This is a genomic window from Agrobacterium sp. V1 (genome assembly GCF_030518355.1).
Taxonomy (GTDB): Bacteria; Pseudomonadota; Alphaproteobacteria; order Rhizobiales; family Rhizobiaceae; genus Agrobacterium; species Agrobacterium cucumeris.
The window spans coordinates 2,129,409-2,144,462 of record NZ_JAULSF010000002.1; the positions used below are offsets into that span (position 1 = coordinate 2,129,409).

At 59.3% G+C, this 15,054-nt stretch carries 13 protein-coding genes; 11 read left to right on the forward strand and 2 right to left on the reverse strand.

The window, feature by feature from the left end:
- The first annotated feature begins 2 nt into the window (after positions 1 to 2).
- The 7 genes from QSV77_RS23510 to QSV77_RS23540 all read left to right on the forward strand — a co-directional run bounded on the left by QSV77_RS23510 (position 3) and on the right by QSV77_RS23540 (position 9,662).
- Positions 3 to 977: a sugar-binding transcriptional regulator gene (locus QSV77_RS23510; RefSeq protein ID WP_271362015.1), complete on the forward strand. Its 975-nt coding sequence runs from the start codon at positions 3 to 5 to the stop codon at positions 975 to 977.
- The gene (locus QSV77_RS23515) at positions 974 to 1,972 is read left to right on the forward strand and encodes an aldo/keto reductase (protein WP_302735246.1); all 999 of its coding nucleotides are present in this window, start codon (positions 974 to 976) and stop codon (positions 1,970 to 1,972) included. Before QSV77_RS23510 ends, QSV77_RS23515 begins: the two co-directional genes overlap by 4 nt.
- 121 nt (positions 1,973 to 2,093) lie before the next feature.
- Positions 2,094 to 3,818 (forward strand): glycerol-3-phosphate dehydrogenase/oxidase, encoded by a 1,725-nt coding sequence (locus QSV77_RS23520; protein ID WP_302735247.1) that lies wholly within the window; start codon positions 2,094 to 2,096, stop codon positions 3,816 to 3,818.
- Positions 3,819 to 3,820: 2 nt separating this feature from the next.
- On the forward strand, positions 3,821 to 4,663 hold the full coding sequence (locus tag QSV77_RS23525; protein WP_142841774.1) for a class I fructose-bisphosphate aldolase: 843 nt from the start codon (positions 3,821 to 3,823) through the stop codon (positions 4,661 to 4,663).
- The gene (locus tag QSV77_RS23530; protein ID WP_302735248.1) at positions 4,656 to 6,155 is read left to right on the forward strand and encodes an FGGY-family carbohydrate kinase; all 1,500 of its coding nucleotides are present in this window, start codon (positions 4,656 to 4,658) and stop codon (positions 6,153 to 6,155) included. Before QSV77_RS23525 ends, QSV77_RS23530 begins: the two co-directional genes overlap by 8 nt.
- A 257-nt stretch (positions 6,156 to 6,412) precedes the next feature.
- The gene (locus QSV77_RS23535) at positions 6,413 to 8,617 is read left to right on the forward strand and encodes a methyl-accepting chemotaxis protein (protein ID WP_302735249.1); all 2,205 of its coding nucleotides are present in this window, start codon (positions 6,413 to 6,415) and stop codon (positions 8,615 to 8,617) included.
- A 139-nt stretch (positions 8,618 to 8,756) separates the two neighbouring features.
- Entirely contained in the window at positions 8,757 to 9,662 is a 906-nt protein-coding gene (locus tag QSV77_RS23540; protein WP_142841683.1) for a LysR substrate-binding domain-containing protein, read from the forward strand.
- A 60-nt stretch (positions 9,663 to 9,722) separates the two neighbouring features.
- On the opposite strand, the gene QSV77_RS23545 is transcribed toward QSV77_RS23540, so the two are convergent.
- Complete coding sequence (locus tag QSV77_RS23545) at positions 9,723 to 10,415, reverse strand: SDR family NAD(P)-dependent oxidoreductase (RefSeq protein WP_302735250.1); 693 nt, start codon at positions 10,413 to 10,415, stop codon at positions 9,723 to 9,725.
- 10 nt (positions 10,416 to 10,425) lie between these two features.
- Positions 10,426 to 11,628 (reverse strand): pyridoxal phosphate-dependent aminotransferase, encoded by a 1,203-nt coding sequence (locus tag QSV77_RS23550; protein WP_302735251.1) that lies wholly within the window; start codon positions 11,626 to 11,628, stop codon positions 10,426 to 10,428.
- Positions 11,629 to 12,060: 432 nt separating this feature from the next.
- Between QSV77_RS23550 and QSV77_RS23555 the strand changes: the two genes are divergently transcribed.
- From QSV77_RS23555 to QSV77_RS23570, 4 genes are all read left to right on the forward strand, one after another.
- Complete coding sequence (locus QSV77_RS23555; protein ID WP_142841680.1) at positions 12,061 to 12,993, forward strand: ABC transporter permease; 933 nt, start codon at positions 12,061 to 12,063, stop codon at positions 12,991 to 12,993.
- Positions 12,990 to 13,793, forward strand: coding sequence for an ABC transporter permease (locus QSV77_RS23560; RefSeq protein ID WP_269698904.1), 804 nt, complete (start codon positions 12,990 to 12,992; stop codon positions 13,791 to 13,793). Before QSV77_RS23555 ends, QSV77_RS23560 begins: the two co-directional genes overlap by 4 nt.
- A gap of 25 nt (positions 13,794 to 13,818) precedes the next feature.
- Complete coding sequence (locus tag QSV77_RS23565) at positions 13,819 to 14,895, forward strand: ABC transporter substrate-binding protein (protein WP_065117248.1); 1,077 nt, start codon at positions 13,819 to 13,821, stop codon at positions 14,893 to 14,895.
- Between the two features lie 9 nt (positions 14,896 to 14,904).
- The coding region (locus QSV77_RS23570) for an ATP-binding cassette domain-containing protein (protein WP_302735300.1) at positions 14,905 to 15,054 on the forward strand (150 nt) is incomplete at its 3' end.

Sequence of the window (15,054 nt, forward strand, 5' to 3'; positions counted from 1 at the left end):
TCATGCTGGATATCAAGGACGACTTCGATCAACAGAGACAGGTGTATTCCGTCCTCGTGCTGCATTTCATCGAGGGTGTAAAACAGTCGGAGATCGCCGAGCGACTCAATCTTTCCCATACCAAGGTAAACCGCATGATTGCCGCCGGCCGCAAGGCCGGCATGGTGAAGATCACCATCGCCAGCCCTTATCAGCGGCTGGTGGATCTCGAAAACGAAATCACCCGCCGTTTCGGTCTCAGGCAGTCGGTGGTGACGCCGACGGTTTCCGATAATCCCGAAACTGCGCTGCAGATGGTCGGGCGTGTGGCCGCCAATCATTTGCTGGAGACGATCCGGGACGGTGACGTGATCGCGATTACCGGCGGCAAGGCGGTAAGCGCGGTTGTCGACAACCTGGAGGCGGAGCGCCGCTTCGATGTGCGGGTGGTGCCGCTGACCGGCGGTGTGCAGGGCAAACACTATACGGATGTGAACCATCTCGCCACGCAGTTGGCGGAAAAGCTCGGCGGCAGCGCCTCGCTTCTGCATGCGCCGCTGTTTGCCGAGGATGAGGAACAGCGTGATCTGCTGATGAATGTCGCATCGATCCGCGAAGTGTTTGATCTGGCGCGGCAGGCGCAGGTGGCGCTGGTCGGTATCGGTTCGGTGGAGGCGCCGGGTTCCGGTTATTACGATCTTCTGCCGGATGTGGCCCGCGGCGGGCAGGCGCTGGTGGATGCGGGCATTGCCGGGGAATTCCTCGCCCACCTCACCATGGCGGACGGGCAGCTGGCGCGGATCGATCTCAACTCGCGCGTTGTGGCGCTGGACCCCGGGCAGCTTGCCCGGTGCCCGAACATCATCGGTGTGGCGGCCGGGGCCATCAAGGCAGGACCGGTGGCGGCCACACTTGCCGGCCGATATCTGACCTCGCTCGTCGTGGACGAGGCGATCGCTGGCTATTTACTGGATCAGGAAGAAGGGGAAACTTCGTGACGGACAATGCTATATTGACCCGGACGATTGGCGGCAGTGGCATCAGCGCTTCAGTCGTGGGGCTCGGCACCTGGGCGATTGGTGGCTGGATGTGGGGCGGCACTGATGAGCGGCAGTCGATCGCCGCCATTCAAGCCTCCATCGATGCCGGCATCTCCCTCATCGATACCGCACCGGCATATGGCATGGGGCTTGCGGAAACCATTGTCGGCAAGGCGATTGCCGGCCGGCGCGACAACATAGTGCTCGTCACCAAATGCGGCCTCGTCTGGCATGTGAACGAGGGCGCTTATTTTTTCCATCAGGATGGCAAGCCCGTTCACCGTTATCTAGGCGCGGCGTCGATCAGGCATGAGGTTGAAGAAAGCCTTAAGCGGCTCGGAACCGATTATATCGACCACTACGTCACCCATTGGCAGGACGCCACGACCCCGATTGCCGAAACGGTTGGGGCTTTGGTGCGGCTGAAGGAGGAGGGAAAGATACGCTCGATCGGGGCAAGCAATGTCTCGCCTGGCGATCTTGAGGCCTATATCGACACCGGTGCGCTCGATGCCATTCAGGAAGAATATTCCATGGTGAAACGGGATATCGAAACGACGCTCCTGCCTCTGTGCCGAAAGAATGCCGTTTCCGTGCTCAGCTATTCGTCGCTGGCGCTTGGTCTGCTGTCGGGCAAGGTCGGGCCTGAGCGGATCTTTGCAGAGGATGATCAACGTCACGGCAATCCCCGTTTCAGCCAGTCGAACCGTCAGAAGATCGCCCGGTTGATGGGTGTGCTGGAACCGGTGGCGGCCGGGCATGGGGCCTCGGTCGCGCAGGTGGTGATTGCCTGGACGATTGCTCAGCCAGGCATCACATTTTCACTATGCGGTGCGCGTGATCCGGCCCAAGCGATTGAAAACGCCGCGGCAGCCCGCCTGCGCCTCACGGACAGTGAAGTGGCCCTCATCAGTGCCGGCGTTGCCGAGCATCTTGTGGGGCTTGATAGCTGAACACGTAGTCGGGACGGGTCTTACGGCGAATAGCACATAATTTTCACCGCCCGTCTCTCCTGTCGCTTTGAACGATCAACAACATTGGGACGCTGGTCATCCACCAGCGAACGGTATTTCTATGCCCAGTTTTCGCGAGGACGCTCTGCGTCGCATCCGGCAAGATGGTGATTTTGATGCCGTCGTCATCGGCGGAGGCATCAACGGCATCGCCGCCTATCGCGATCTCGCCTTGCAGGGCTTGCGGGTACTGCTGGTCGAGCGCAACGATTTTTCCTCCGGCTGCAGTGCGGCGCCGTCACGCATGATCCATGGCGGCCTGCGTTATCTCGAAAACGGCGAATTCGGCCTCGTGGCGGAATCTTTGCGGGAGCGCGATGCGCTGTTGACGCTCGCACCGCACATGGTTCATCCGCTGCCGACGACGATCCCGATTTTCTCGACTTTCAGCGGGTTGTTCAACGCGGCAGCGACCTTTTTCGGCTCCGGCGGCAAACCCGCAAGCCGGGGGGCGCTGGCCATCAAGGCGGGCCTCACGCTTTATGACTTCGTTACCCGCAAAAACCGCATCCTGCCCCGCCATGAGTTTCGCAGCGCCGGCAAGACGCTGCAGCACTGGCCGGGCCTGACACCTGACATCAGATATTCGGCCACCTATTACGATGCATGGATAAGCCAGCCTGAACGGTTAGCGCTGGAACTCCTGATCGATACTTCGACGGATGCACCGCAAAGCATTGCGCTCAACTATGTGGAGCTTGTTCGCACCGGGGATGAATATCGTCTTCGGGTGGAGGAAACGGCAGAAAGCCTGGCCATCCGGCCCCGGATCATTGTCAATGCCACGGGTGCGTGGATCGACGAGACGATCGGCGCGCTGACGGAAGCTCCGACTGCGGAGAAAGCAAAACCTACGGTTTCCGGAACCAAGGGATCCCATTTGATCCTGGCGAACGAGGCGCTTCTCAAAGCCCTGAACGGGCATATGATTTTTTTCGAGAATGCCGATAACCGCGTCTGTATCCTCTTTCCCTATCTCGGCCGGGTTCTCGCGGGTTCAACCGACATAAAGGTGGATCGTCCTGAGCGGGTGCGATGCGAGCCGGAGGAGCGCGACTATATTCTCGATGCGATCCGACAGGTTTTTCCGGATATCGCTATCGACCATTCCGACATCGTCTTCAGTTTCAGCGGCATACGCCCGCTGCCGCGCAGCGATGCAGCCTTTACCGGGAGAATATCGCGCAGCCATTTCATTCACCGCGTCGCCGGCGATCCACCGCAGCTTTGCATGATCGGCGGCAAGTGGACGACCTTCAGGGCTTTTGGTGAACAGGTGACCGACGAGGTTCTGGCCTTTCTCGGATGCAAGCGGCTGACCGGCACGATGGGTCGCCCAATCGGCGGCGGCAGGAATTTTCCGACCGGTGCCGGACGTCTGCCCGCCTTGCTATCAGAGGAGTTTTCGATCGGCAGGGACCGGGCCGAACATCTGGCGTCGGCCTATGGTTCACGTGCGCTTGAATTGATGGGCTTTTGCCGGGGCCGCCCGGATGACACGCCGCTTTGCGAAAAACTGCCCGTCACGGCTGCGGAGGTGATCTGGCTGATCCGTTCCGAACATGTCCGGCACCTGACCGATCTCATTCTGCGGCGAACCACGCTTGCCATAACCGGTCGCATCGACGCGGATCTGATCGACGCAATCCTCGGCGTCACGGCACGGGAACTGGGCTGGCCATCAAGCCAGGCGGCGGAAGAACGGCAGCGGCTTATTCATGAGCTGGAGACCTTTTATGGGGTCAGCCCAGCAATGCTTCAACACAGATGCAAGGAGAATGCATGATGATGCGGATTTCGAAAAAGGCGCGCATGAACCGGTTGTTCCGCAATGGCGGATGCCTTGATGTGGCCATCGATCACGGGGTTTGCAACGAGCCGAGTTTCCTCATCGGGCTTGAGGATATGCCGCAGACCGTCGAAAAGCTGGTGGAGGCCGGTCCCGATGCCATCCAGATGGTCTACGGGCAGGCGGATCTGTTGCAGCAGAGGCCGGAGCGGGACAAACCGGCCCTCGTCATGCGCATAGATATGGGCAACCCCTATAATTCCACGCGCCACAGAACCATGTGGTCGCAACTCCAGAATTATCACGATCCAATCATCGGCGCGCTGGAAATGGACGCGGCCTGCGTTGTCGTGAACCTGTTCATGCTGCCGGATGAGCCGGAACTGTTTCGCCAATGTGTCGAAAATATCAGCCGTGTGCGGGCCGATTGCCACCGCTTCGGCATGCCACTGATGATCGAGCCGCTGGTAATGCTGCCCAACGATGTGCGCGGGGGCTATCAGGTGGATGGCGACGCCGAAAAGATTGTTACGCTGGTGCGTCTTGCCTCGGAAATGGGTGCCGATATCATCAAGGCCGATCCCACCAGTGATCCGCAGGATTTTCACCGGGTGATCGAGGCGGCGCGTTGCCCGGTGCTGGTGCGAGGCGGAGGGCGAGAGGACTTGCGCAACGTGCTGGCAAAATCGGCGGCCTTGATGGCTCAAGGGGCGAACGGACTGGTTTATGGTCGCAACATCTATCAGCATGACAATCCAAAGGCCGTTGTTGCGGCCCTGATGGCCATCATCCATGAGGGTGCGAGCGGTGAGGAAGCATGGGACATCTATAATCGTGGCTGAGAAAAATCACATATTGGGTCTGGATGTCGGCAACACGGTCATCAAGGCCGTGCTGTTCGACACGGCGGGCCGGCAGGTCGCACAACATGCCATCGATGGCCATTCGACATTTCCACAGCCCGGTTATGTCGAGCGCGATCTTGAAGAATTATGGCGCAATGGCTGTGAGGCGATCCGCCAGCTTCTGGCGAAATCCTCGGTCGATCCCAGAAGCATTGTGGCTGTGGGATGCGCCGGTCACGGCAATGGTCTTTACCTGCTGGACAAGCGGCGACAGCCCTTGCTCGGAATCCAGTCGCTCGACAGCCGTGCCGCCGATATTGCGGCCGAGCTTGACCGGAAAAGCGGAGACTTGCTGCAGGCACGCTGCCTGCAGCGGCCATGGCCCGCGCAAACGCCCAGCCTGCTTGCCTGGGTAAAACGGCATGCGCCTGACATTTACGCGCAGACCGGAACGGTGCTGTTCTGCAAGGATTTCGTCAATTTCCGTCTGACGGGCTGCCTTGCCAATGACATTTCCGACCTCAGCGGTGCGGGATTGCTTGCCTTCCCCGAAGCCAGGCTCGACCGGGAACTCCTGTCGCTTTATGGGCTTGATGATGCCGTTGCCTTTTTCCCGCGTCTCGTGGAATCGGCTGACATCGTCGGCCGCATCACAAGCGAGGCTTCAGAAGCAACCGGGCTCTCCGAAGGCACGCCCGTCATTGGCGGGTATTTCGATGTCGTCTCCAGCGCCATGGGGTCGGGTGTCATCAATGCCGGGGAAGCTTCCATCATTGCCGGCACCTGGAGCATCAATCAGGTTTTCGCCGACAAACCGGTCATCAGTCCGGATGTCTTCATGGTGACGACATTCGGCCGGGGCCGCTATGTCAATATCGAATCCAGCGCCACATCCGCCGCCAATCTGGAATGGTACGTGCACCGCATTCGCGGCGACCATGGCGATCATGCCTTCGACCGGTGTAACGACCTCGTCGGCTCGGTTACGCCGCGCGCCGACGATCCGTTCTTTCACCCCTTCATCTTCGGTTCGCGGCTGGGTGCGGAATTCCGCGGCGGCTTTTACGGTCTGGCCGGCTGGCATGGCGAAGGTCATATGTTGCGTGCCCTGTTCGAAGGCGTCTGTTTCGAACATCGTCGCCATATCGGTGTCCTGCGTGAAGCCGGCCTGCCGGTCGAAAATGCCGTGATGTCCGGCGGCGGTTCCCGCAGCCAGCATTGGCCGCAGATCATGGCGGATGTGCTGGAAATTCCCCTGCGTGTCGCCGAAGCCCGCGAAACGGGCGCGCTTGGGGCGGCGATCGGCGCAGCCGTCGCTGTCGGTCTCTATCCCGGTTATGAGGAAGCGGTTGCGGCGATGACGCGCGTGGCGAGCGCCTACGAACCGAAAGAGAACCAAGTTCGGCATTACCGTCGGCGTTATGGTCTCTACACACAATTGACCGGCCAGTTGCGAGGCTTCTGGAATGCTCTTCGCCTGCAGGAATAGAGACTTCCGGCTCCGCGGTGCGCAATCACGCGCACCGCATTGCGCTTTCGAGAGTTCGAATATCGCGCATTATTTTGTATATACTGCAATAATACAACTTCATGATGTATCTCACTTCCCTTGGACTGCTTAAATGCAGGGTGGAAAGTAATTTTTAAGCATAGTTTTCTAATATTACCTTCCAGCCCGATCATTGACAGTTGCGGGCACCCGTAGCGGCGTCCGCCGTCGCGGCAGGGACTTTTGGGGGGAAGGGCATGCTGTTTAAATCGACTACGGGCCGCAATATCTTCGCGGTCGCCGCGTGCGGCGTAATTGCAACAATCGCGGCCTCTGCCGTGCTGTTTTATCGCTCCTTTGAGGATACAAAGGCCAACAGCCTTGAGCGTATGCGGCAGATAGCGCATGCCGAAGCCCTGGTGACCGAAAAGAAGATCGGTGGCACCATTCATATCGTCAACAGTCTCGCTTCCGTTCTGGAATCGATGAAACAGTCGGGCGAGGCCGATCGGAGCAAGGCTGATCAGCTTATCCAGCACATGCTGGCCAACAATCCTGAAGTCCTTGGTCTTTGGACCGGGTGGGAACCGAACGCCTTCGATGGCAGGGATGCGGACTTCGTCAACAAGGCGGGGTATGACGCAACCGGTCGTTATGTGCCCTATTGGGTGCGCAGCGGTGGCAAAATAAGCAATACCGCGTTGACGGACTATACCACCGCAGGCCCGGGCGATTATTATCAACTACCCTTCACACAGAAGAAAACCGTCGTCATCGAACCCTATGCTTATGCGATCGACGGCAAGGAGGTTCTTATAACTTCGGTTGCCAAGCCGGTTGTCGTCGATGGTAAGCCATTGGGGGTCGCCGGCCTCGATCTTTCGCTGGAGGAAACGAGCAAGGCGCTGTCAACGGTTCGGCCCATGGGAACGGGTTTCGTAAGCCTTGTCAGTGGCAGCGGCAAGATCATCAGCCATCCAGATGCGGCGATCATGGGGAAAAGCCTCGCGGATGGCGGTGCGCAAACCGCCGGCTGGGATCAGCTGATCGCAAATCCCGGCATCGAGCGGGAAATGACGGCACAGGACGGAACGGTTTCGCTTAACGTTGCCTCGCCGGTCACGCTGACCGGGGACATGAAATGGTACGCAATCGTCTCGGTGCCGGAAGACACGGTCTTTGCGCAGCTGCATGCGATGATGCGCGATGCTGCCTTGACGATCATGACGGCAGCGGTGCTTCTGGCGCTGGCGGGCTGGTTTATTGCCCGGCGGTTCATCGGCCGCATCACGAACATCATCGGTGAGACCGCCCAGATCGCACAGGGAAACCTCCAGCTGACACTGAAGGATATTGCGACCAGGGATGAGATCGGTGATCTGGCCCGCTCGCTGGACGTCCTTCGTGAAAGCAACCGGCAAAAGGCCGCGCTTGAGCAGGAAGCAGAGACCAATCGCACTCTCGGGGAACAGGAGCGCTTGACCCGCGAACGCAAAGCGGCCGACGAGGCGGGCAACATCCGGTTTGCTGTCGACAGTCTGGCTTACGCCTTGGCAAAACTTGCCGAGGGCGACGTGTCGTGCCGTATCAATGAACCCTTCGTCGAACAGCTCGATGCGGTTCGTAATGATTTCAACGGCTCCTCCGGAAAGTTGCAGAATGCGCTGCTGCGCGTGTCGGAAAACGCCTCCGGCATCGATTCGGGCGCTCATGAAATCAAGGCGGCGGCCGATGATCTGGCAAGGCGCACGGAGCAGCAGGCAGCTGCCGTGGAAGAAACGGCCGCAGCCCTTGAAGAGATCACGGTCACGGTGAAAGACGCCGCCAGCCGGGCGCATGAGGCGGGCCGGCTCGTCTCCCGCACGCGCATCGGCGCCGAACGATCGGGCGAGGTCGTACGCCAGGCGGTCATCGCCATGGAGCGGATCGAGAAATCGTCAAACGAGATTTCCAGCATCATTGGCGTAATTGATGAGATCGCCTTCCAGACCAACCTTCTGGCGCTCAATGCCGGCGTTGAGGCGGCGCGTGCGGGTGAGGCGGGCAAGGGTTTTGCAGTCGTCGCGCAAGAAGTGCGCGAGCTGGCGCAACGCTCCGCCGGTGCGGCGAAGGAGATCAAGTCGCTGATCACCAAGTCGAACCAGCAGGTGGAGGAGGGCGTGCATCTTGTGGGCGATACCGGCAAGGCGCTCGACGTGATTGTCGCCGAGGTGCAGGAGATCAATCAGCACGTGGCCGCGATCGTCGAATCCGCGCAGGAGCAATCGTCCGGCCTTCAGCAGATCAACATCGCCGTCAACCAGATGGATCAGGACACGCAGAAAAATGCTGCGATGGTCGAGGAAATGACTGCCGCAAGCCACACTCTGGCCGGGGAAGTCGATGCGCTGAACCGGTTGCTCGGCCAGTTCGAACTCGGTTCGGGAGCGGACGCTTATCGGGGGTCTCTCAAGGCGGCCTGACGGCACTCTTAACGCGCAGTGTGGATCACTGTCCCCGTACCGCAATGCGGGCGGGGCCAGGCGGGGAAATGCAAGATGGACATTATCGGCAAATTGCGCATCTTATCCCTGCAAGCAGTAATGGGATAAGCAGCAGCAGATGGATATCAGGCGTCTGAAATCGTTTATAACGATTGTCGATATGGGGAGCATAACAAGAGCGGCGGATGTGTTGCATATCGCCCAGCCAGCGCTGAGCCAGCAGCTGGCGAGCATCGAGGAACATTTCCGCCAGAAACTGCTGACCCGAAGCCAGCAGGGCGTCGTCATGACTGATGCTGGCAAGGTCGTTTACAGGCATGCCCAGGTGATTTTGCGTCAGATGGAGCAGGCGCAGGCGGAGGCGCTGGAGGCAGGTGCTGTGCTGTCCGGCAAGGTATCGGTCGGGCTTGCGCCCTTCAGCAGCGCCGCCACATTGGCGCTGCGTCTGATGGAGGAAACAAAACGGCTTCATCCCGGCATTCTGCTGCACATCACGGAAAGCGTCAGCCAGCCCTATAGCCAGATGATCATGAATGGTCGTCTGGAGATGGGTTTGATCCACGGTACCGGGCCGATCCGCGGCGTCAAGTTCACGCCGTTATTGCGTGAGGAATTCGTGCTGGTCGTGCATCGCAGCTTCGGCGTGGAGCCCGGCGATGCACCTATCACAGTTGCTGATCTGGCATATCTGCCCTTTCTTCTGCCACCGACCTATAATTTCGTGCGCCGGGCCATCAATCTCGCCTTCACCCGCAGCCGCAAGGATCTGCTCGTGATGGCCGAGCTGGAATCGGTAAGGACCATCGCACGTGGTGTGGATGCCGGGCTTGGCGCGACCATAACGCCCAAGGCTATCGCCGACCGTATCGTGGCGGAATCCAATGAGGAAATTGTCGTCCGGCAGATCGCCAGCCCGATGATCGAGGAAACCCTGTCCTTCTGCGTATCGGATAATACGCCGCTCTCCGAGCCCGCGCTTGCCGTGAAGGAAATCCTGCTGCAGCTGGCTGAAACGCTGAAATAAAGGCGCCCCGGCTTGTGATCACGCGCCGGCCTGTTTTCCGGCCCGGCGCGTGAAAAAAGACTAAAGCATCGATTCCTTGCGACAATTCACCAGCAATTCGGCCACCGAAAGATTGTTCGGCAGGCAAAGCAGCGTTTCCACCATTTCGGCGAGATCTGCCGGCTGGGTCATATCCTCGCGGCTGACTTCCGTTTCACCCGCTGTCATGTCGGTTGCGATGTAACCGGGGCAGAGGGCGGTGGCGCGCACGCCGCTGTCCCACAATTCCTGGCGGATGCCGTGGGTAAGTGCGACGACGGCAAATTTCGTCATCGCATAACCGACATTCGAGCCGACACGCCGCCCCGCCAGCGAGGCGACATTGATGACCCTGCCCTGTCCGGTCTTCACGAGGTGAGGGATGGCGGCGCGGGTGACCCTGAGCGGACCCTTGACGTTGATACGCCACATCTGGTCGAGGCTTTCTTCGCCCGTATCCATGACCCGGACCTTGGGATTGATGCCGGCGCAATTCACCAGCCCATCGATCCGGCCGTATCTGGCGGCGACGGCATCAACCCAGGTTTCTGCCGATCCCGCCTCTTCCGCATCATATCGGTCGGCGGAAAGCCGGTCCTTCAACGCAACGGCGGATGGATTTCGCGCTCCTGCCGCGACGGTGAAACCGGCTTCATGAAGCCTTGTGGTGATCGCAAGGCCAAGGCCTCGCGATGCACCGGAAACCATGATCACACGGCCACTTCCTCCCAGCATGCTGTTCTCCCTATTTCATTCCGTTGCAGAATTCGGCGATGCGGGCGCAGCCTTCGGCGAGGTTCTCCATGCTCGTGGCATAGGAAAGCCGGAAGAAGGGGCTCAGGCCATAGGCCGCGCCCTGCACCGTCGCAACGTGATGTTCGGCGAGCAGCGCCATGACAAAATCGGTATCGTTCTCGATCTTCGTGCCGCCCTTCGTGGTCTTGCCGATCAGCGCCGCAATGTTCGGGAAGATATAGAAGGCGCCTTCGGGCTTGTGGCAGCGAAGGCCGTCGATCTCGGCCAACTTGCCGAGCACGAAGTCGCGGCGCGTCTTATAGATATCGGCGCGCTCTTTCAGCAGATCCTGCGGACCGTCGAGAACCGCAACGGCGGCAGCCTGCACGATGGTGGCGACACCGCCGCTATTCTGGGTGTTGACGTTGCTGATGGCCTTGATGAGATCTTTCGGGCCACCGCAGAAACCGAGGCGCCAGCCGGTCATCGCATAGGCCTTCGATGCGCCGTTGACGGTCAGGACGCGGTCGTAAAGGCGTGGCTCGACCTCGGCGATGGTGCAGAATTCGAAGTCGTCATAGATGAGGTGCTCATACATGTCGTCAGTCATGACCCAGACATGCGGATGCCGCAGCATGACCTCGGCGATTTCCTTCATTTCCGCGCGGGAGCAGGCAGCGCCGGTGGGGTTGTTGGGGAAGTTGAAAAGCAGCCATTTGGTCTTCGGGGTAATGGCGGCTTCGAGATCTTCGGCCCGCAGGCGGAAACCATTATTCTCCGGGCAAACCACCGGCACCGGCACCGCTCCGGCAAACTTGACGATATCGGCATAGCTGATCCACGACGGTGCGGGAATGACGACTTCATCGCCCGGGTCGCAGGTTGCCATGATGGCGTTGAAGATGATCTGCTTGCCGCCGCCTGCCACCAGAATCTGGCTTGGATCGTAATCGAGATTGTTGTCGCGCTTGAACTTTCGCTGGATCGCGGCCCGCAGCGCTGGCGTCCCGTCGGCCGGCGGATATTTCGTATCGCCGGCAAGGGCTGCCGCATGCGCCGCCTCCACCGCGTGGGCAGGGGTCGGGAAATCCGGCTCGCCGGAAGACAGGCTGATGACCTTGATGCCCTGGGCTGCGAGGTCGCGGGCTTTCTGGGTCATGGCGAGCGAGGCCGAAACGGTGACGTTGTTGAGGCGCTGGGCGATAGTGGGCATGGATGATTTCCGATTGTAACGGTGAAGGCAGGCATCGTCGCGATGCCAGTGCATGACAAAGAGGTTACGGGAATTTTCCGCCGTTTCCCCAATACGACTTCGATGTGAGGTCATACGGGATTTTGATGCATCGCCTTCAAACGGGTGTGAAGTCCATATTCGTATGCGATGACCTCAGAGCAATAAAATATTATGCAGCTCGTCGGCTTAGACCCTAAGCTCGGCGTAACAACCAAGGGAACGACGCGTCGGGCAATATTGCCCAAAGAGGTAACCGACGCGAGCAAGCAGAAACATGCGACGGGTATCGGCAAAAGACCGGATACCTCGACAGGGAGCACACCCAGCAAATTCTAGTCATAGGGCTTGGACGACCCTGTCGTTCGGCTCAACGCGATGCCTCGTGCCGTATTCAACGCGACGGGAGTATAGATGTCGGATATTGCGATCATGAAACCCCATGCCCCGCCACGCCGTGGAATCTCCGGCTGGAAAGCCATTGAGCGTCGGCTGTTTTCGCCCGGCATACTCATATTGCCGCTTTTGATCTTTCTGCTGTTCTTTTTCTTCCTTCCGGCCATCCGCCTGATGACCTTCAGCGTCATGACGCAGAATTCGCAGGGGTTGATCGGTACACCCTTCACGCTTGCCCATTACATCAGGTTTTTCGAGGTCGATCTTTACCAGAAGGTGCTCTGGGCGACGATCCGTATCAGTCTCATCACCTCCATCATCGCCGCGATACTGGCCTATCCGGTCGCGACCGTTCTCGTGCGCGGCAATATCACCACGACCCGCATCATAACGCTGATCGTGATCGCACCGCTGGCCGTCAGCGTCGTGGTTCGCGCTTATGGCTGGCAGCTCATCCTCGGCAATGGCCCAACGGGTCTCTTGAATTATGTCCTGATGAATCTCGGCATTATCGACAGTCCGCTGACGCTGCTGTTTTCCGATGCTGCCGTCATCATCGGCTCCCTGCACATCTTCTTCCCGATGATGGTGCTGCCGCTGTCCTCCGCGCTTGGCAAGATCGATCCCAACCTGCAGCAGGCCGCCCGCACGCTCGGTGCGCCGGCATGGAAAGTGTTCCTGCGGATCACCTTCCCGCTCAGCCTTCCCGGCCTCGTCGCGGGTTTCACGCTGGTCTTCTCTCTGGCCTCGGCATCTTATGTCATTCCCGCCCTTATTGGCGGTCCCGGCTCGCAGATGCTCGGCAACATGGTCGAACAGCAGGTTCTCGCGGTCTATGACTGGCCGTTCGGCGCCACCATTGCCACCATCCTCGTCTTCATCGTCATTCTCATCAACGCCGTCTCGATGAGGCTGCTCGGCGGGCGTCGTATCAAGGCAAGCGCGTCATGAACAACAAGCTGACAGGCACTTCCGCCATCGTCCTTTATGCGGTCACTGCCGCCATGATGGTCTTCATCCTGGCCCCGATTGTCCTCGTCGTCGCCATCTCGTTTTCCGACAGCTACTTCGTCACCTTCCCGCCGCAGGGTTTCACCTTCCGCTGGTATGCGGCGGTAATGCAGAACGAGGAATTCACCGCCGGCCTGACCTTCAGCGCGGCGCTGGCTGTTGCGACCACCATTCTTTCGCTGGCGCTCGGTGTTCCCGCAGCCTTTGCGCTCTCGCGGGGAAAATTCATCGGCCGTTCGCTGATGAAAGGGCTGCTGCTTTCGCCGCTGATCTTTCCCGTGCTGGTGACCGGCCTTGCGCTGCTGCAGCTCTTTTCCGGCTATGGCTGGATGGATACCAAGCTGAAACTTCTGATCGCCCACACCGTTGTCACCTCGCCCTATGTGATCCGCACGGTGCTGACCAGCCTCCAGCTCGTCAATGTCAGTCTCGAGGAGGCGGCGCGCACGCTTGGCGCCACGCGCTGGAAAACCTTCACGCGGGTGATCTTTCCGCAGATCGCGCCCGGCGTCGCCTCCGGCTCGATCTTCTGCTTCATGGTTTCTTTCGACAATTATCCCGTTTCGATGTGGCTGGCCGATTCCGCGAACCTGCCCGTGCCCATCGTTCTCTATCGCCAGATCGGCACGGTCTTTGATCCTTCGGTCGCGACCATGTCCACCATCATCATCCTTCTGGCGGTGACCGTCGTGCTCGTCCTCGACAGGCTGGTGGGTCTGCGCCGGGCAATGGCTATGTAAATCAACAACAAGAGGGGTACCGGAAATGACAGACAAGACCATCATCATGAAACGACGCAGTTTCCTGACAGTCACCGCAGGCGCGCTTGCCACACCCTATTTCTACACCGCGGCTTCCGCACAGGACCGCACCATGTATGTCGGCGTCTATAATTCGGCGCAAGGCGGGCTGATCAAGAAGGAAGTCATCCCGGCTTTCGAAAAGGAATATAAGTGCCGGGTGCTGACAACCGAAGGCGCGACGCTTGCCAATATCGCCACGCTGCGCGCCACCCGCGAAAATCCGCAATATAGCGTGATGTCGATGGACGATGTCGGCGTGCCGCAGGCCAAGGAGGAAGGCCTGATCGAACAATTGCCGATGGACGAAATCCCCAACCTCAAGAATGTCTATTCCCGTTATCTTTTCGAAGACAATTTCGGCGTCGGTTTTGCGATCTCTATCGCCGGCCTGTTTTACAATCCGACAACGGGCAAGCCGTTCGAGAGCTACGAACAGATGTTCGACAAGAAATATGCCCGCCGCATGCTGCTCAACACACCGAAGAACACCCAGAGCGTGCTGATGCTGATGGTGGCGGCCGCCCTTGCAACCGGCAAGCCGCTGAAAGAAGCGCAATATGATACCGATGCCGGCTGGGCGAAACTTGCCGAACTGAAGCCGAACGTGCTCTCGATCTATGACGCGGAAGCGCAGACGATGATGGTGGCGCAGGGCCAGGCGGATTTCGGCGGTATCGAATATTCCAAGGCGGTTTATCCGCATACCAAGAAGGGTGTGCCGCTCGACATGACCTTCCCGAAGGAAGGCGCTTTCACCGGCATCAACTCCATCGCGCTGGTAAAGGGCGGGCCGCACCGCGATCTCGCGCTTGCCTATATCAACCGCATTCTCGACCCCGGCGTGCAGAAGATGCTTTCGGAAGCCACCCTCAGCGCGCCTTCGGTCAAGGATGTCTCGTTTGGCGAAGATACGGCGAAATTCCTCGCTTATCCTGAAGCGAAAATGGAATCGCTGAACCTGTTCACACCGGACTGGAAATACATCATTCCGCGCCGCGCCCAATGGCTCGAGAAGTACAACCAGACTTTTAACGGCTGAGGAACGCTGATGAAATCCGTCGAAGTCCGCCTGGAAAGACTGACCAAACATTACGGCGGTCAGGTCGTTGCCGTCGATGATGTTTCGCTGACCGTCAAGGCAGGGGAGATTCTCGCGCTTCTCGGTCCGAGCGGATGCGGGAAAACGACCTGCCTGCGC